General features: G+C 68.3%; 18 protein-coding genes and 1 pseudogene. 11 read left to right on the forward strand and 8 right to left on the reverse strand.

Annotated features, from left to right (window positions below):
* Nucleotides 1-80 precede the first annotated feature (80 nt).
* Nucleotides 81-1,865 (forward strand): N-acetylglutaminylglutamine amidotransferase, encoded by a 1,785-nt coding sequence (locus D107_RS0107265; protein WP_018880359.1) that lies wholly within the window; start codon nucleotides 81-83, stop codon nucleotides 1,863-1,865.
* Nucleotides 1,866-1,872: 7 nt separating this feature from the next.
* Nucleotides 1,873-2,301: pseudogene (locus D107_RS14175) on the forward strand (DUF488 domain-containing protein).
* Nucleotides 2,302-2,340: 39 nt separating this feature from the next.
* Here the strand turns inward: D107_RS14175 and D107_RS0107280 are convergent.
* Together D107_RS0107280 and moaB are read right to left on the reverse strand one after the other, a co-directional pair.
* The gene (locus tag D107_RS0107280; RefSeq protein ID WP_018881144.1) at nucleotides 2,341-4,278 is read right to left on the reverse strand and encodes a methyl-accepting chemotaxis protein; all 1,938 of its coding nucleotides are present in this window, start codon (nucleotides 4,276-4,278) and stop codon (nucleotides 2,341-2,343) included.
* 439 nt (nucleotides 4,279-4,717) lie between these two features.
* Nucleotides 4,718-5,254, reverse strand: coding sequence for a molybdenum cofactor biosynthesis protein B (gene moaB / locus D107_RS0107285; RefSeq protein ID WP_018866150.1), 537 nt, complete (start codon nucleotides 5,252-5,254; stop codon nucleotides 4,718-4,720).
* Nucleotides 5,255-5,313: 59 nt separating this feature from the next.
* Here moaB and rluB point away from each other — a divergent pair, with 59 nt between their 5' ends.
* The 4 genes from rluB (at nucleotide 5,314) to D107_RS0107305 (ending at nucleotide 8,498) form a co-directional block, all read left to right on the forward strand.
* Nucleotides 5,314-6,309: a 23S rRNA pseudouridine(2605) synthase RluB gene (gene rluB / locus D107_RS0107290; protein ID WP_018881145.1), complete on the forward strand. Its 996-nt coding sequence runs from the start codon at nucleotides 5,314-5,316 to the stop codon at nucleotides 6,307-6,309.
* A 6-nt stretch (nucleotides 6,310-6,315) separates the two neighbouring features.
* A complete protein-coding gene (locus tag D107_RS0107295; RefSeq protein WP_018881146.1) occupies nucleotides 6,316-6,969 on the forward strand; it encodes an endonuclease III domain-containing protein in 654 nt (217 codons plus the stop codon).
* An 80-nt stretch (nucleotides 6,970-7,049) separates the two neighbouring features.
* Nucleotides 7,050-7,265 carry a lipopolysaccharide assembly protein LapA domain-containing protein gene (locus D107_RS0107300; protein WP_017941597.1) on the forward strand — a complete coding sequence of 72 codons (216 nt, stop codon included), beginning with the start codon at nucleotides 7,050-7,052 and terminating at the stop codon, nucleotides 7,263-7,265.
* 72 nt (nucleotides 7,266-7,337) lie between these two features.
* Nucleotides 7,338-8,498 carry a nitrate/nitrite transporter gene (locus tag D107_RS0107305; protein WP_018866153.1) on the forward strand — a complete coding sequence of 387 codons (1,161 nt, stop codon included), beginning with the start codon at nucleotides 7,338-7,340 and terminating at the stop codon, nucleotides 8,496-8,498.
* 36 nt (nucleotides 8,499-8,534) lie between these two features.
* Here D107_RS0107305 and D107_RS0107310 read toward each other — a convergent pair whose 3' ends face one another.
* On the reverse strand, nucleotides 8,535-9,233 hold the full coding sequence (locus D107_RS0107310; RefSeq protein ID WP_018866154.1) for a hemerythrin domain-containing protein: 699 nt from the start codon (nucleotides 9,231-9,233) through the stop codon (nucleotides 8,535-8,537).
* Nucleotides 9,226-9,768: a hemerythrin domain-containing protein gene (locus tag D107_RS0107315; protein WP_018880366.1), complete on the reverse strand. Its 543-nt coding sequence runs from the start codon at nucleotides 9,766-9,768 to the stop codon at nucleotides 9,226-9,228. The genes D107_RS0107310 and D107_RS0107315 overlap by 8 nt, the downstream gene beginning before the upstream one ends.
* Before the next feature lie 133 nt (nucleotides 9,769-9,901).
* On the opposite strand from D107_RS0107315, the gene D107_RS0107320 reads away from it, so the two are divergent.
* The 5 genes from D107_RS0107320 to rnk all read left to right on the forward strand — a co-directional run bounded on the left by D107_RS0107320 (nucleotide 9,902) and on the right by rnk (nucleotide 12,411).
* Entirely contained in the window at nucleotides 9,902-10,300 is a 399-nt protein-coding gene (locus D107_RS0107320) for a hypothetical protein (RefSeq protein ID WP_026279693.1), read from the forward strand.
* Between the two features lie 2 nt (nucleotides 10,301-10,302).
* Nucleotides 10,303-10,755, forward strand: coding sequence for a glycine cleavage system protein H (locus D107_RS0107325; RefSeq protein ID WP_018881147.1), 453 nt, complete (start codon nucleotides 10,303-10,305; stop codon nucleotides 10,753-10,755).
* An 18-nt stretch (nucleotides 10,756-10,773) separates the two neighbouring features.
* Nucleotides 10,774-11,442 carry a thioredoxin family protein gene (locus tag D107_RS0107330; RefSeq protein WP_018876395.1) on the forward strand — a complete coding sequence of 223 codons (669 nt, stop codon included), beginning with the start codon at nucleotides 10,774-10,776 and terminating at the stop codon, nucleotides 11,440-11,442.
* Between the two features lie 46 nt (nucleotides 11,443-11,488).
* The gene (locus tag D107_RS0107335; protein ID WP_018874975.1) at nucleotides 11,489-11,836 is read left to right on the forward strand and encodes a rhodanese-like domain-containing protein; all 348 of its coding nucleotides are present in this window, start codon (nucleotides 11,489-11,491) and stop codon (nucleotides 11,834-11,836) included.
* A gap of 164 nt (nucleotides 11,837-12,000) precedes the next feature.
* On the forward strand, nucleotides 12,001-12,411 hold the full coding sequence (gene rnk, locus D107_RS0107340; RefSeq protein WP_018866160.1) for a nucleoside diphosphate kinase regulator: 411 nt from the start codon (nucleotides 12,001-12,003) through the stop codon (nucleotides 12,409-12,411).
* Nucleotides 12,412-12,444: 33 nt separating this feature from the next.
* On the opposite strand, the gene D107_RS0107345 is transcribed toward rnk, so the two are convergent.
* The 4 genes from D107_RS0107345 to D107_RS0107360 form a co-directional block, all read right to left on the reverse strand.
* Complete coding sequence (locus tag D107_RS0107345; protein WP_018880368.1) at nucleotides 12,445-13,878, reverse strand: DNA polymerase Y family protein; 1,434 nt, start codon at nucleotides 13,876-13,878, stop codon at nucleotides 12,445-12,447.
* A 157-nt stretch (nucleotides 13,879-14,035) separates the two neighbouring features.
* Entirely contained in the window at nucleotides 14,036-14,668 is a 633-nt protein-coding gene (imuA, locus tag D107_RS0107350; protein WP_018877575.1) for a translesion DNA synthesis-associated protein ImuA, read from the reverse strand.
* Between the two features lie 3 nt (nucleotides 14,669-14,671).
* Nucleotides 14,672-15,289, reverse strand: coding sequence for a transcriptional repressor LexA (gene lexA, locus D107_RS0107355; protein WP_018877574.1), 618 nt, complete (start codon nucleotides 15,287-15,289; stop codon nucleotides 14,672-14,674).
* A gap of 240 nt (nucleotides 15,290-15,529) precedes the next feature.
* The gene (locus D107_RS0107360) at nucleotides 15,530-16,021 is read right to left on the reverse strand and encodes an Lrp/AsnC family transcriptional regulator (RefSeq protein ID WP_018866164.1); all 492 of its coding nucleotides are present in this window, start codon (nucleotides 16,019-16,021) and stop codon (nucleotides 15,530-15,532) included.
* Nucleotides 16,022-16,141 lie beyond the last annotated feature (120 nt).

A 16,141-nucleotide genomic window follows, 5' to 3' on the forward strand; every position in this document is an offset into this window, starting at 1 on the left:
GGCTTGCCCGCGAAGCGCCGGCCCGCGCCGGATCGTGCCCGCAAGCCTGAGCGCAATACCCAATCACAAGGAAAGAACCAATGTGCGGGATCGCAGGAGAATTCGTCTGGGGTGAGCGGCGCGCCAGCGGCGAGGCCGTGGCGCGCATGCTGCCCTGCCTGGAACGGCGTGGGCCGGATGCCGACGGGCTGTGGGCCTCCGGGCGGGTCGCGTTGGGGCACCGGCGCCTTTCGATCCTGGATCTGTCGCAGCGCGCGCACCAGCCGATGTTCGACCCGGAGACCGGGCTCGCGCTGGTGTTCAACGGCGCGATCTACAACTTCCGCGCCCTGCGCAGCGAGCTGGAGGGCCGCGGCCATCGTTTCTTCTCCACCGGCGATACCGAGGTCATCCTGCGCGGCTATGCCGAGTGGGGCGAGGGCATCGTCGCCCGGCTGCACGGCATGTTCGCCTTTGCCCTGTATGACGGCCACGCCCAGCGCCTGCTGCTGGCGCGCGACCGCATGGGCATCAAGCCGCTGTACCTGGCGCGCACGGGCGACGGCATCCGCTTCGCCTCCAACACCCAGGCGCTGCTGGCGGCGGGCGACGTGGATACCGAACTGGATGCCGAGGCACTGCACATGCTGTTCTCGCTGCACGCGGTGGTGCCCGCGCCGCGCACCGTGCTGCGTGGCATCCGCAAGCTGGAGCCGGGGCATTACCTGAGCATCGATGCGCGCGGCCAGGAACGTCTGCAGCGCTACTGGACGCTGCATGCCCACCGCCCGGACGCGGCCGTGTCCGACGCCGAATGGCAGGAGCGTATCGAGCACAGTCTGCGCAGCGCCGTGCGCAGGCGCCTGGAGGTGGCCGACGTGCCGGTCGGCGTGCTGCTCTCCGGCGGGCTGGACTCCTCCCTGCTGGTCGCGCTGGCGATGGAGGAGGGGGCGCAGGACCTGCGCACCTTCACGGTCGGTTTCGAGGATCAGCCGGAGGAGAAGGGCTCGGAGTTCGAATACTCCGATCCGGTCGCCGAGCGCTACGCCACCGACCATCAGGCCACGCTGATCCCCAACGACCAGGTGCTGGCCCGATTGCCGGAGGCGGTCGGGGCGATGGCCGAGCCGATGTTCGGCCAGGACGCGGTGGCCTTCTACCTGCTGTCCGAGCAGGTCTCGCAGCATGTGAAGGTGGTGCAGTCCGGCCAGGGCGCGGACGAGGTCTTCGGCGGCTACTTCTGGTACCCGCAGATGGCCGAGGACCGTCACGGCGACTGGGTGGAACGTTTCCGCCGCCACTACTTCGACCGCGACCACCCCGAGATGGCCGAGATGCTGCGCCACCCGCCGGCGAACGACGTGACCGGCGACTGGCTGCGCGAGCAGTTTGCCGAACTCGAGACCGACCGCGCGGATTCCTTCATCGACGCGGTGCTGGCGCTGGATGTGACCACGCTGATCGTGGACGATCCGGTCAAGCGCGTGGACAACATGACGATGGCCTTCGGCCTGGAGGCGCGGGTCCCGTTCCTGGATCACGAACTGGTGGAGACGGCCGCCGCGATGCCGCCGCACCTGAAGCTGGGCGACGGCGGCAAGGACGTGCTGCGCCGCATCGCCCGCGGGCGCCTGCCGGACGCGGTGCTGGACCGGCCCAAGGGCTACTTCCCGGTGCCGGCACTCAAATACGTGCGCGGGGACTTCCTCGAGTTCATGCGCGACATCCTGACCTCGCGCGCCTCGCGCGAGCGCGGCCTCTATCAGCCGGCCTACATCGACAGGCTGCTGGATGCCCCGGACCAGTACTTCACCCGCATCCAGGGCTCCAAGCTCTGGCACGCAGCCCTGCTCGAATACTGGCTGCAGACCCACGTGGACCGGTAATCGCGGCATGGAGCGGGTGCGGATCCGGCGCGTCTACGATCCGGTCGATCCCGAGGGTGGGGCCCGTGTGCTGGTCGACCGCCTCTGGCCCCGCGGGGTGAAGAAATCGGCGCTCGCGCTGGATGCCTGGGAAAAGTCGCTCGCCCCGTCCGCGGATCTGCGCCGCTGGTTTGGCCACAACGTGGCGTGCTGGCCCGAATTCTGTCGCCGGTATCGGGCGGAACTGGCGGCCGCTCCCGACGATGCATGGGCCTGATTGCTGGGGTATGCCCGGCGTAGCCGCCTGACCCCGCTGACGGCCACCCGAAACGAGGAGCACAGCGATGCGGCGGTCCTGCGGGAACTCCTCGACGCCGAACTCGCCGAGGAGGCGACGAACGACGAGCGGGCCTCGCCGGTGTGTTTCGGACCCGAAAGCGGGGGGCGCGCGGGGTAGACCGTCTGGCCCCATGTCCCCCACGCGTCCTGATCGGCGTCAGACCTTGAAGCGGTTGACGATCTCGCGCAGTTGCTCGGACAACCCGGCCAGGGTCTCGCTAGCCTGACCCATTTGTACGACATTGGTGGCGTTGTGCTCCGAGACTTCGCTGACCGAGTGGATATTGCGGTTGATCTCGTTGGAGGTAGCCGACTGCTCTTCGGCTGCGCTCGCGATTTGCCGCGTCATGTCCTCGATCTTTTCGACCGCGGCGACAATCTGTTCGAGCGACGTGCCCGCCTGGTTGACCTGATCCACGCCATCCTGGGCCTGGGTCTGGCTGGCGGCCATCGCCGTTACGGCCTGATCCGCACGCTTCTGCACCGCCTCGATCATCTGCTGAATCTCGGTGATTGACTCCTGCGTGCGGACGGCGAGGTTGCGAACCTCCTCGGCGACCACCGCGAACCCACGACCGTCTTCCCCTGCGCGCGCTGCCTCGATTGCGGCGTTCAGAGCCAGCAGGTTGGTCTGGTCGGCGACGTTGTTGATGACCTGCAGGATGTCGCCGATATTGTCGCTGTCACCCTTGAGCGCCGTGATGACCTCGGCGGTGCTCTGGATCTCGTTCGAGAGCTTGTTGATCGAGGTGACCGATGCGCTGACCACGTTGCGGCCACTCTGGGCCTGTTCCGTGGTTTCTCGCACGACATCTGCCGTGCTCTGGCTGTTGCGGGCGACCTCCTCGACGGTCGCGGTCATCTCGTTGATCGCTGCGGCCGCGTCACTGAGCTGGGCGTTCTGGCGATTTACACCCTTGTCGGTCTCTTCGTTGATGTGTGAAAGCTCGGTAGCGGCCGAGGCGACTTCCTCGGCATGGCCGCGAACGCTGCCGATCAGTTCGCGCAGGCGGGACTGCATGGTGGCGATGGCCGCGAGCAACGACGAGTCATCGTCCTTGCGCAGCTGGATCGGGACGGTCATGTCGCCCTCCGACACCTGGCGGACGACGTCCGATGCGTAGGCAGGATCGCCCCCTAGTGTGCGCAGGACGTTGCGGATTACCCCGAGGCTGATCAGCGAGGCCGCGATCAGGATGGCGATGGTGAGGCCGACGACCCACCAAAGCGCGCGTTGCAGCTCGGCCAGTGCGACCCCTTCGTCGAGCTCCATCAGCAGGCCCCAGCCAAGCAGGGGGATGTCGGTAAAGCTACCGATCACCGCAGTCCCGATTGCGTTTTGGTAGCGTCCGACCCCACTGTCACCCGCGGCGATCGCCTGTGCAGCCCGGGTGTCGATTGGCTGGTCCGTATCGGGGGCCGATTCAACCGGTGTCACGGGATGCCGGTCGCGGTCTACGAGGTAGATCTCGGATCCTTCGCCGAGATCGATCGCGTTGACCCGATCAAAGATCGTGTCGAGTTGCACCGCCCCGCGCATCACGGCGATTGGTTCGCCATCCGGTCCTTCGATCGGAATTGCGACGGTGCTGACCCGATTGCCCGTCGCGCGGGAAACCACCGGCCGCGAGAAGGTGTCCTCCCCACTGATCGCGCTCTGGAACCATGCCCGGTCGGGCACATTGAAATCGTTCGCCTCCTCGCGGCTGAGGACGCGCGCCTGTCCGTCGAAGGCCACTCCGACCTCGCCCATGCCGTCGGCATTCACGACAAAGATCGTGTCGTATTCACCGCGCAGCGACGCGATCTGCTCGATCAGGTGCTCGAGTTCATCGAGGTCCATGCCGCGAGCTGCATCGAGGCCTGCGAGGTAGCGCATTTCATCCTGCCGCCCCAGGAGCCATTCGTTGAAGGACTGGGCGTTGGATTCGCCCATTGCGTGAAGCCGGTCGATGGTCGCGTCGGTGTAGGAGGCGCGGTACTGCAAGAAGATGAGGGTGGCAACGATGAGGATCGCGCCCACGATGAGAGACAGGATCATCAGCGTCAGGCGGGTACCGAAGCCGACACTGGAGAGGGGGTTCAGGGATGTCATCGCGTTGTCCTTCCATTTCGTTGTTCTAGTCGGAGGGCGACAAGCAGATCCGTGTGAGCGCCGCACCCGATACAGGGGGTAGCGGCACGCCCAAAGGCTTTTTTAGAGCATTTTGGGCATTTTTCTTGTGGGAACGGTGTATCGCGTTTCGGTAAGGACGGATTTCCCGGTAATCGTTATCCGGGATCCTGGCGGCAGGGGTTGCCCCGACGGGGGAGATCCCGGCTTTTCGCTACGCTCCGGCCGGGATGACGATGCAGGGGTAAAGGGCGGCGCTGGTGATATTCCAGGAAAGGCGCGGATTACAGCGACCTGCGGCTGGCTATGCCGCCTCCGGAGGATCTCCGTGACTGGCCGACTCTCGTTGCTAATCAGGTCCGCTTTCGAGCTTGGCCTTGTTCGTGCCTTCGTGCTCTTCGTGGTGAAATCCGTATTTCCCTCAGGACTCCGTCAGGCGCGGCATCAGCATGGTGAGGTTGCAGGGCATGGTGCGGTCGTCGAGCTGGGCCTGGATGATGCGGTCCCAGGCGGTGCGGCAGGCGCCGGTGGAGCCGGGCAGTACGAAGAGGTAGGTGCCGTTCGCGACCCCTGAAAGGGCGCGGGACTGCAGGCTGGATGTGCCGATCTCTTCATAAGAGAGCATGCGGAACAGCTCGCCGAAGCCCTCGATGGTCTTGTCCAGCAGTACCGAGGCGGCCTCGGGTGTGCCGTCACGGCCGGTGATGCCAGTGCCGCCGGTGGTGAGCACCGCATCGATCTCGGGGTCGGCGATCCAGCGCGAGAGTTCCGCGCGGATGGCGTAGATGTCGTCCTTCACGATCCCGCGATCGGCCAGGCGGTGGCCGGCGCCTTCGAGGCGTTCCACGAGGGCATCGCCGGAGCGGTCCTCCGCCAGTTCGCGGCTGTCGGAGACGGTGAGCACGGCGATGTTCAGCGGCGTCCGGACGGGGGTGGTCTCCGGCGTGGAATCGGTCATGGCAACGTCCTGTTGGTGTATCGTGGCGCCCATCTTAATGAGTTGCTGGAGTTCCGGGAATGTCGGAGCGGGTACAGAAGGTCCTGGCGGCGCGCGGGCTGGGTTCGCGGCGCGAGATCGAGGGCTGGATCGAGCGTGGCGAGGTGCAGGTGAACAACCGGACCGCGCAGCTGGGGGATCAGGTCGACGAGCACGACGTGATCCGTGTGCGCGGCCGTATCGTGCGGCGCCCGGAGCATCCACATCGGTGGATCGTGTATCACAAGCCGGTGGGCGAGATCTGCAGCCGCTCCGATCCCGAGGGTCGGCGACCGGTGTTTGCCAGCCTGCCGCGTCTGAAGGGGCAGCGCTGGGTGGCGGTAGGCCGGCTGGACCTGAATACTTCGGGCCTGCTGCTGTTTACCACCGACGGTGAGCTGGCCAACCGGCTGATGCACCCGAGCATGGCGCTGGAACGCGAGTATGCCGTGCGGGTACTCGGCGAGGTGCCGCCGGCCACGCTGGACATGCTGCGCGAGGGTGTGGAGCTCGAGGACGGCCCGGCGCGTTTCGACAGCCTGGAGGAGCAGGGCGGGGACGGCGCCAATCACTGGTATCACGTGATCGTCAGCGAGGGCCGTAACCGCCTGGTGCGGCGGTTGTGGGATGCCGTCGGGGTCACGGTCAGCCGCCTGATCCGGGTGCGCTACGGGCCGGTGGTCCTGGGGCGGGGTCTGAAGACCGGCGCGGTGCGCGACCTGGAGAGCCGCGAGGTGGCCGCGCTGTACGCGGCGGTGGACCTGCCGATCCCGGAATCGGCGCGTCCGCGCGGGCGGGGCGGACCGCGCCGCGATCCCCGGAGCAAGCAGCGGCCCGGCAAGCCGGCGGCGGCCGGCAAGTCGCGCAACAGTCGGGCGGCGCGCGAGGACGGCTGGAGTTCCTCGCCGCCGAAGAAGTCGGGCAAGCCGGCATCCCCTGGTGGTCGCGGTGGTGGCCGGGGCGCGAAGCCCTCGGGCGGTCGTTCCGGCGGGCGCCCGGCGGGCGGTGGTAAATCGGGCGGGCGTCGCCAGCGGTAACACCACGTGCGGATTCCCGACCTTCTGGAGGCCCTGCGTGCGGAGTACGGTGACCTGCAATGGTGGCCGGCGGATACCGCCTTCGAGGTGATGGTCGGTGCCGTGCTGACCCAGAACACGAGCTGGACCAACGTCGAGAAGGCCCTGGACAACCTGCGCGCCATCGGTGCCCTCTCGCCCGAAGGACTGATGGCGCTTGACCCGGAAGAACTGGCCGAGCGGATTCGTCCCAGTGGCTACTTCAACGTGAAGGCCGACCGACTGCGGCATCTGCTGCGCTTCCTCGAGGCATCCGGCGGTGTCGAGGGACTGACCGCGCTGGAAACGAGCGAGTTGCGTTCGGCGTTGCTGGGGGTCAAGGGCGTGGGCCCGGAGACAGCCGACGATATCGTGCTGTATGCCTTCGACCGCCCGGTCTTCGTGGTGGATGCCTACACCCGGCGTCTGTTCGAGCGCCTGGAGGTCCCGCAGGCGCAGGCCCCCTATGATCAGCTGCGTGGCCACGTCGAGACGGAGTTGGGGCCGGATGTGGCCGCCCTGAACGACCTGCATGCGCTGATCGTGGAGCACGGCAAGGAGCGCTGCCGCCCGCGACCGCGGTGCGAAGGCTGCCCGCTGCGCGGCCACTGCAGCCATCCCGACACTCGGGGAAACCCTTGAGGTCGTCGCCTCGTGCCGGTTGACGCTGACCCCGGGGCGCCCGAATCTGAGCGTTTGGCCCGACTGACCCGGGAGGTCGCATGCGGTACGTCTACTCCCTGCTGATCATCGTGTTCGTCGCGGTGGTCGCGATCTTTGCAATCCAGAACCTGCGACTGGTGACCCTGAATTTCCTGACCCTGCATGTGACGCTGCCACTGGCGTTGCTGATCGTCGGGATCTACCTGCTGGGGCTCGTCTCCGGGGGCGCGCTGGTGGCCCTGCTCAAGCGCTGGATCCGTGGCGCGAGTCGCTGATCGGGGCGGTTCGACGCCTATGAACGGTCGCGTACGGTGACGGCGCTCTGGATTCGTCGTCACCCCCTGCTGGTGATCGTGGTGGCACAGCTGTTCGGCACGTCGCTGTGGTTCTCGGTCAACGGGGTCGGGTTGTCGCTGCAGCAGGCACTGGGCTGGTCGCCGGCCGAGATCGGCTGGCTGACCATGGCGACCCAGACGGGCTTCATCACCGGAACGCTGGCGGTGGCCGCGACCGGCCTGGCGGACCGGTTTCGTGCCAGCCGGCTGTTCGCGATCTCTGCCGTGGCCGGGGCCGGACTGAACGCGATGTTTATCCTGCTGGCCGGTGTCTGGGAGATGGCCCTGCTCACGCGGTTCCTGGTCGGACTGGCGCTGGCCGGGGTTTACCCCCTGGGCATGAAGCTGGTGATTGCCTGGACGCCCGAGTACAAGGGCTGGGCCCTGTCCTGGTTGTTGGGCATGCTGACTCTGGGCACCGCGCTGCCGCATCTGCTGCGCGGCGCCACGCTCGATTTCCCCTGGGCGATCCCGGTGCTGCTGGCGTCTTTCCTGGCGGTGCTGGCGGCACTGCTGATCCTGCGCCTGGGGGATGGGCCCCACCTGCCACCTCCGGGGCGCACACCGGGTCTGGGCAAGGGTTTTCGTGCATTGCGGCGGCGGGACTTCCGGGCCGTGGCCGGAGGCTACTTCGGGCATTGCTGGGAACTGTACGCCTTCTGGACGCTGGTCCCGCTGCTGGTGGCGCGCGAGCTGTCGCGTCTGGAGGCCGATGCCGGGCTGATCCCGTGGCTCGCCTTCGGCGTGATCGCGCTGGGGTTGGCCGGCTGCGTCTGGGGCGGCCGCCTGAGCCGGAGCCTGGGGAGTCTGCGCGTGGCGCGGGTGGCCCTGGCGACGTCGGGCCTGGCCTGTCTGCTGTATCCGCTGCTGGCCGGGCACTCGCCCTGGCTGCTGTTCGGCCTGCTGGCGTTGTGGGGCCTGACGGTGATCGCGGACTCGCCGCAGTTCTCCGCGCTGGCCGCGGACAGTGCGCCGGCGGACGCGGTGGGGTCCGCGCTGAGCGTCATGAATGCGATTGGCTTTGCCCTGACCCTGCCGGCGATCTGGCTGACGAGCTGGCTGTGGGCGGATGGCGGGTTGTGGGTCCTGTGGCTCTTGCTGCCCGGCCCGTTGCTGGGTCTCTGGGCGCTGGCCCGCCTGTCGCCGCCGCTTCGCCCCGTTACGGCTCGCTGAAGCGGTCGCGTCGCACCGCCTGCGACGCAGAAGCGATCAGGAGGCTGTGAGTCGGGCCTGCGCACGCTCCAGGAGTTCGGCGGCGGCGTCCGGTTGTTCGCGCAGGGCGCGGCTCCAGTGCGGGAACAGGTTCTGCTCCTCGCGGCCCTCGTGCTTGGCCAGCGCGCCGGAGATCAGGGCGAAGAACGGGGCCACGGCCCAGGCCTCGTCGACCCCTTCGCTGAATTCATGCTCGAGCATCGCGGTCTGTTCCAGGATCTCGTCGTGCTCGCGCAGCATGATCGAGGTCGGGTCCTGGCCATTCGGGCTGCGCGGCAGGTCCAGCAGCGGCACGATCAGTTCGTTTTCCACCTCCACGTGGCGGCGCAGGCCATCCACGTAGGCGTGGAAATCCGGTGCGGCCCCCTCGAGATCGCCGGCGTTCACCTTGTGCAGGGCACTGGCGAACAGGCGGTCGATGCGCAGGTGGTCGCGCTCCAGCAGGTCGACCAGGTCCACCGGGGCGACATCCTCGCGGCGCTGCACCGCGAGCTTCCACAGCGGTGGCCCGTTTTCGAGACCCCGCCAGTGGATGGCATGCCGCAGCTGCAGGCCGACGGCGTCCATCAGGAGCTTCGGTTCCTGGTCCAGCCAGACCTCGAAGATCTGGCCCGGCCGCAGTTCGCGAAGGGTGTAATAGGCCCGCGTATGGGCATGGTCGCCCAAGCCGCGCAGATCGAGCAGGAAGTCAGCCATCGTCGCTCCCGATCCCGCGCCGTGCGGCCATGCGGGCACCGATGGTGTGGCGCTCTTCCGGGCTCAGCAGGTGCTCGGCGAACGGCAGCACGGCCCGCTCTTCCAGGTCGAGATGCACGCGGTATTGCCGGATCCAGGCCTCCGCGCCGGTCAGTTCCGCGGTCGAGCCGTCGGCAATTCGCTGCAGGGCCGGTTCCAGCCGGTCCCAGCCGGCCTCGATCTCGGCATGTTCCGCGCTCAGGCGCTCCAGCCATTCGCACAGTTGGGGGTGGCTGTCGGGGTGGTCGCAGTGCCGCTGGAGGAGGGGGAACAGGTCCTCGTCCTCGTCCGCGTGGTGATTGGGGGCGGCCTCGTGAAAGTATTTCAGGACCCGAGCCGCCGCGGTGCGCGCCTCCTCGTCAGCGCCCTTTGCGGCGAGGTGCGCGGGCAGACGCTCGAGGATGTCCAGGGAGTTGAGGATGCGCCGGTGACAGGCGCGCAGCAGCTCGACAGGCTGCTGGAATCCGGGGACGGTCTCGTGGAGTTGCAGATGCATGGCAGTTGCGGCCTTGGCGGGTTTTCCTGAAGGGTGACTGTTACCGATCGGACGCGAGCGGGTGTTGATCTCGATCAATGCATATGGAATATAGCTTAAAGTATGCTGAGTCAAACCTGACAAGGAGCATTGCATGCACCCTCGAAACCGGATGTTCATCCTCGCGGCCCTCGTCTATGCCCTGCTGGGCGGGCTGCTCGGCATCCTCTGGCTGGTGCATCCCGGCCTGATCCCCGGCAACGTGCCGCGCATCCACGGCCACCTGATGCTGCTGGGTTTCGTGACCATGATGATCTATGGCGTGGGGCTGCATGTGCTGCCGCGGTTTTCCGGGCGGTCCCTGTTCTCCGAACGCCTGGGGCACGCGCAGTTCCTGCTGGCCAACATCGGGCTTTGGGTGATGGTCGCCGGCTGGCTGGTCTTCCATAACGCGACGGTCGCGGTGGGTGGCGCGCTGGCCTGGGGGGCGATGATCCTGTTCGCCGTGAACATCGCGCTGACCGTGCGCCACTATGGACCGAAGGGGGCATAACCATGGCGCGCGAGGAATACAACGGCTGCGAGCTGCCGGACGACCTGTTCTACGACCTGGACTACGTCTGGGTGCGGCCGGAGGACGACGGCACCTTCACCCTCGGGATCACCGATCCGGCGCAGACCATGGCGGGCCGTGTGCAGTACTTCCGTTTTCGCAAGCCGGGTTCGCACCGTGCCGCGGGCAAGCCGGTGGCGCGGCTGGAGTCGGGCAAGTGGGCGGGCGGCATTCCGACCCCGTTCGACGGCACCATCGAGCGTATCAATCCGGCGGTGGAGGCCGATCCGGGTCTGGTGAACGTCGCGCCCTACACCGATGCCTGGGTGGTGGTGATGCGCCCGGACGACCCGCAAAAGGCGCTGGAGCGGCTGCACACCGGCCCCGAGGCGATCACCGGTCTGAAGCAATGGATCGATCGTTACGACATCCGCTGCATGCGCTGCGCGGACTGAGCCGGGGGAGACGGATTCATGAAGGTGGAACTGCTGGTATCCGAATGGTGTGCCTCCTGTCACGATGCCGAGCGCATCTGGCGTCAGGTGGCCGAGGACAAACAGATCGACTTCGCGGTGGTGGACATGGGCCAGCCGGAAGGCCGCGAGCTGGCCACCCGGCTGCGTATCCGCTCCATCCCGGCGGTGGTGGTGGATGGCGAGCTCAAGCACATCGGTCTGCTGGATCGCACGGCCGCCACCGAACTGGTAGGCGCCGCCCCGGAGCGTACGCAGAAGGCGGCCCGGCATGTGGGGCTGGGCCTGTCGCCCTCCAGCCGGGCTTCGGTGCTGGGGGCAATGGTCTGGCTGCTGATCGCGGGGGCGGCGCTGCCGCTGGGGGGCTTTTTCCTGGAGGGCGCGGCCCGGCCGGCGGCGCTGCACGGCTTTACCCTGGGCTTTCTGCTGCTGCTGATCATGGGGCTGGGCGAGCACATGCTGCCGCGCTTTACCGGGCACCCGATCGCGGGCGGCTGGCTGTGGGCCTGGGCACCACAGATCCTGGTGCATCTGGCCGTGGTGGGGATGGGCCTGGGCTGGATCCTGGGGGTTGCGATGCTGACGGCGGTGGGTGCGCTGGCGGCGCTGATCGGCCTGGCGCTGTTTACGGTTCGGGTGGTGCCGCTGCTGGTGCGTCCGTCCCTTTGAGCTCGCGCGATAGGATGGTGGCCTACCCACGATTCGGAGTGTGGCCGTGAGTCTTTTCGAGAAACGTATTGGTGATCTGGAACAGAGTTTGCCGCATCTGGAACCGGCCGAGGTGGCCCGCTGGCGCCAGGACGGGAAGCCGTTTCTGCTGGTGGACGTGCGCCAGCCGGAGGAGGCGGCCGAGGGTACGATCGAGGGCGCGGTGAATATCCCCCGGCCCAAGCTGGAGGCCACCATCGAATCTCACATGCAGGACCCCCAGCAGCCCGTCGTGGTGTTCTGTGGGGGGCGTGGCCGGTCCCAGCTGGTGGCCGACAGCCTGCGGGCGATGGGGATCGATGCGCATGTGCTGCGCGGCGGCTATGCGGCCTGGCGGGACGGCGAGGGCCGGTAGTGAGTGTGCGGGCGGATCGATATTCCAGTGCCGTGACTGGCTGGATCGCTTTTTCGTCGAGACTTGGCTAATCTCGAAGTTCGTTTCCCGGTTTCCGGAAAATCCCTGAATTTTCTTCTCTGGCGCGTCTCTCCGGGGGCGCGTCGTGTATTTGGAGTGTGAACGTGAACAAGCCGAAGATCATCGTCTCCACCACGGACATGGAGCGTCTGGACAAGCTGCTGGAATCGCTGCCGGAGGATGCCTTTCCGGGCAAGGCCGATCTGGAGGCCGAGCTGGACCGCGCGGATGTGGTGGATTCGCACGAGATCCCAGGTGCGGTGGTGACGATGAACTCGAAGGTCCGGTTCCGGGTGACCGAGTCCGGCGAGGAATTCTCGATGACGCTGGTATACCCGCGGGACGTGGATGAAAGCGGCGGCACGCTGTCGATCCTGGCGCCGGTGGGCAGCGCCCTGCTGGGGCTTTCCGAGGGGGACGAGATCGAGTGGCCGCGCCCGGGTGGCGGGCAGATGCATGTGCGCATCGTGGAGGTCGAGTACCAGCCGGAGCGGGCGGGCGAGTACCACCGCTGACGGACGGGGGCGGTGGGCGTATCCGGCGCGGATTCAGCCCCAGTAACCCTGGCGATACCACTGGCCACTGCGCAGGCAGCGATACAGCCAGAGCCGGCGGCCCTGGCGATCGAGTGCCCGGGCGTAGTCGCGCCGTGCATCCTGGCCATGGTCCCACCAGCCGTCTTCCAGCCGCCCCAGCCATTGCGGCTGGTCGGGCGGGGTGGCGGGGTCGGGGCCCTGCAGCCACAGGGCCGCCCCGACGGTGCGCTGGCCCGGTGTCGGGGCGACCGGGGCCGGAGTAACGGCGAGATCGTGGCGTGATCCCTGGGCCTCCTCCGGCCTTGGGGTGCGGCGGTTGACCAGGCGGGTGACCGCCGGCTCGCCCAGGCGGGCGCGCAGTCGGGCCAGGACCGCGGGCAGCTGATCCGCCGGTGGCGTGCTCGCCGGGTCCCCGGCCAGCAGGCTGTCGCCCCGGTCCGGGGGATCCAGCAGGCGGGATGCCCGCAGGCGCAGGCCGATGACGGCCTCCGGCAGGGTTTCGCGCTCCAGACGAGTCTGCCACAGGGGTAGCCATTCGTCGGCGCGCATGCCCGGCTGTCCGCGTTCCAGCGTCAGCCGGGTGCGCGCCTCGCGATGTGTCAGTTCCAGGGTCATCCCCTGCAGGCTGCGGTTCAGGCCGCGCAACTGGGCCTCGGCCTGGCGCAGCAGCCGTTTGAGCGGGAAGGCCAGGGCCGTGGTGGCGTGGATCTCGTGCTCCAGGCGCAGGGGCAAATCCAGCACCGGAGGTGGCGCAAAGCGGGGCAGGGTCTCCACGCGTCGGGCCAGCAGGTGATCCAGCAGGTCCAGCAGTTCCGGTCCGTGGCGCCGGGCCAGCTCGGCGCGTGACAGGCGCAGCAGGTCGCCCAGCTGGCGCAGGCCCAAGGCGCGCAGGCCTTCGCGGGTGGCGTCGGCCAGCGGCAGGGCCTCCAGCGGCACGGGTGTCAGCAGTCGGCGCAGGCTCTCGGGGTCCTCCGCGATCGCGGGGTTGCGCAGGTGCGCCAGCAGGCGCGCGGCGGCGGGGCTGCGCCCCAGCCCGATGCGGGGATGGAAACCCAGGCCGGCCAGGGTGTCCTGCGCCTGCTGGCGCAACGCCTCCAGGCCGCCGAACAGGCGGCGGCTGCGTCCGACCTCCATCAGGATACGGTGGGCCTCCGGTTCCGGGTGCACATGGTCGGAGAACCGCAGCAGTACGCCGGCCAGCATCTCCAGCTGGGTCCGCAGGGCGTCCGGGTCATGTTCGACCAGTTCCGGGGTATCCAGCACGGCCAGCGCATCCCCCAGCGCCATGCCGGGTCGCGCACCGGCGCGCCGCGCCGCGCGGTTGGCGGTGTGCACCCGGGGTGCCGCGCCGGACGTCACCACCAGCAGGGGGCGCTGCAATCGCTCCGGCTCCGGTCCCGCCCGGGCCAGGGACTCCAGCGCGAGGTGCGGCAGCTCGATGGCCATCCAGTGTTCCCGCCGCGCCCGGGTGGCACTGGCGGGGCGTGCCTCCGGTGGCCGGGGAGTGGGCGCGGGGGCGGGCGCCGCCGGCAGCAGGCTCAGTTGCTGCCGGGCAGGTTCGGGGGGTGTGGCTGCGCGCGCGGGGCGGGCGGGCTGGCCCATTTCAGGCCCCCGGTGCTTCGGGAATCCACAGAGGCTGGCCGGAGCGGGCCCAGTGGCCGGCCCCCTTCAGGCAGTGCAGTTCCAGGCCGGTGGCCGCGGCCTGCCAGCGCAGGCGCTGATGGGCCGGCGAGGGCTGGGCCGCGGCGTCCGGCGGCCGGTACAGGACGGCGCAGGCCCGGCTCTCGCTGGCGGCCAGGCGTAGCCGGCGCAGCAGGGCTGTCTCCACGGGACGGCGCAGCCAGGCGAGCAGCACGCCGAAGGCCGGGTCGCGCAGACACTGCTCGCCGGCCCAAAGGGTGTCGCGATCGTGCTCGGTGTGGATCAGCAGTACCCGCTCCGGCGGGATGCCCAGGGTCTGCCAGCCCGGCAGCCAGGGGGTAGCCGGTGGCGCGATCACCGCGATCCAGTAGTCGTCCTGGCCGCAGGCGGTCAGCATGGGGACCAGCAGCCGGGTCTCGCCGCAGCCGAACGGGGCGCCCAGCAGTTCGACCAGCTGGCCGCGTGGCCAGCCCCCGCCCAGGGCCCGGTCGAGTTCCGCGTGGCCGCTGGGCCAGACCGGGGCATCCGGGGCCGGGGTGGCGCTGCGTCCGCGCCAGAGGGCCGGATGGTCGAGCAGGGTATCCAGCGCGCCCATAACTCAGGCCTGGGGGTCGAGATCGCGCAGAACGCCCACGCCGACCCCCTCGATGGCCAGTTCCTGGCGCTCCAGGTCGATCTCGATGGGGGCGAAGTCGGGGTTCTCCGGGAGCAGGCGCACCCGCGGGCCGTCCTGCGCGAAGCGCTTTACGGTGACCTCGTCCTCGATGCGGGCAACCACGATTTGACCGGGCCGGGCCTCCGGGGTCTGGCGCACGGCCAGCAGGTCGCCGTCGAGGATGCCGGCGTCGCGCATGCTCTCGCCATGCACGCGCAGGAGGTAGTCGGGGTGGGCACGGAACAGGGCGTCGTCGACCCGGTAGTGGCGCTCGATGTGTTCGGTGGCAAGGATGGGCAGTCCGGCGGCGACGCGCCCGACCAGGGGCAGCTCGCGCGGTGTGCTGCGCACCGCGCCCGGCAGGCGGATGCCGCGGGAGGTGCCGCCCAGCAGTTCGATGGCGCCCTTTTTTGCCAGCGCCTTCAGGTGGCACTCGGCCGCGTAGGGTGAGCGAAAGCCGAAGGCCCGGGCGATCTCGCTGCGGGTCGGTGCCGTGCCCTGGTTGGCGACGGTCTCGGTGATGTAGTCGAGGATGGCCTGCTGGCGTTCAGTAAGCGACACAAGGCGCCCTCCGGTAACTGTCTATATATACAGTATAGCGACGCCCCACACGAGGACAAGCGAAAAAGGTCAAGGTCAAGGGCGATTCACAGGAAGATGGGAAGATCGGAAGGTTTTTAGGGTGAAGCGCGATCGCAGACGTCCACGTTGTCCCCCCGCCGTGTGTTACGGCACCGCCGTCATATCCACCAATCTTCCAGCCTTCCCATCTTCCTGTAGACCGCCCTTGATTTTGGGCGGTCAGGTGGGGGTGTAGTCGAGGGGTAGGGCGGTGCGGTCGACGACGCGGCGCAGGACGAAGCTGGAGTGCACGCTGTCCACGCCCTCGAGGCGGGTGATGCGCCGCAGCAGGAAGTCCTGGTAGGCGTCCATGTCGGGGACCACGACCTGCAGCATGTAGTCGGCGGACTGGCCGGTGATCAGGTAGCAGTGCTGGACCTCGGGGTAGCCGGCCACGGTCTCCTCGAAATGCGCGAAGCGTTCCGGGGTGTGGCGGTCCATGCCGATGTGGATCAGGGCGGTCAGTTCCAGGCCCAGGCGGCGCCGGTCCAGCAGCGCCACGCGGCGCAGCAGGATACCGGCCTGTTCGAGCGCGCGGACGCGGCGCAGGCACGGGGAGGGGCTGAGTCCGACGCGTTCGGCCAGCGCCTGGTTCGACAGGCTCGCGTCCTCCTGCAGGATCTCGAGGATGCGGCGGTCATAGCGGTCCAGTGAGTGCGGTTGCGGTTTCATAGGTGGATTATTGCGCATATTGAGCATTAATGCGCAATGATAGATCCCTCCTAAGGCCTTGATAGGGAAAAACGCAAGGTTATGCCCGGATGAATGCGTTAGGATAATGCACAGACAGAA

It is taken from the genome of Thioalkalivibrio sp. ALE30 (assembly GCF_000377465.1).
GTDB lineage: Bacteria > Pseudomonadota > Gammaproteobacteria > Ectothiorhodospirales > Ectothiorhodospiraceae > Thioalkalivibrio.

Coding starts and splice junctions, on each gene's coding strand:
- imuA (WP_018877575.1), bottom strand. CDS start 14,668: ATGGGCGCGCTGGATACCCTGCTCGACCATCCGGCCCTCTGGCGCGGA.
- D107_RS0107300 (WP_017941597.1), top strand. CDS start 7,050: ATGCGGTACGTCTACTCCCTGCTGATCATCGTGTTCGTCGCGGTGGTC.
- D107_RS0107360 (WP_018866164.1), bottom strand. CDS start 16,021: ATGAAACCGCAACCGCACTCACTGGACCGCTATGACCGCCGCATCCTC.
- D107_RS0107330 (WP_018876395.1), top strand. CDS start 10,774: ATGAAGGTGGAACTGCTGGTATCCGAATGGTGTGCCTCCTGTCACGAT.
- rluB (WP_018881145.1), top strand. CDS start 5,314: ATGTCGGAGCGGGTACAGAAGGTCCTGGCGGCGCGCGGGCTGGGTTCG.
- moaB (WP_018866150.1), bottom strand. CDS start 5,254: ATGACCGATTCCACGCCGGAGACCACCCCCGTCCGGACGCCGCTGAAC.
- D107_RS0107265 (WP_018880359.1), top strand. CDS start 81: ATGTGCGGGATCGCAGGAGAATTCGTCTGGGGTGAGCGGCGCGCCAGC.
- D107_RS0107320 (WP_026279693.1), top strand. CDS start 9,902: ATGCACCCTCGAAACCGGATGTTCATCCTCGCGGCCCTCGTCTATGCC.
- D107_RS0107280 (WP_018881144.1), bottom strand. CDS start 4,278: ATGACATCCCTGAACCCCCTCTCCAGTGTCGGCTTCGGTACCCGCCTG.
- D107_RS0107345 (WP_018880368.1), bottom strand. CDS start 13,878: ATGGCCATCGAGCTGCCGCACCTCGCGCTGGAGTCCCTGGCCCGGGCG.
- D107_RS0107325 (WP_018881147.1), top strand. CDS start 10,303: ATGGCGCGCGAGGAATACAACGGCTGCGAGCTGCCGGACGACCTGTTC.
- D107_RS0107315 (WP_018880366.1), bottom strand. CDS start 9,768: ATGCATCTGCAACTCCACGAGACCGTCCCCGGATTCCAGCAGCCTGTC.
- D107_RS0107310 (WP_018866154.1), bottom strand. CDS start 9,233: ATGGCTGACTTCCTGCTCGATCTGCGCGGCTTGGGCGACCATGCCCAT.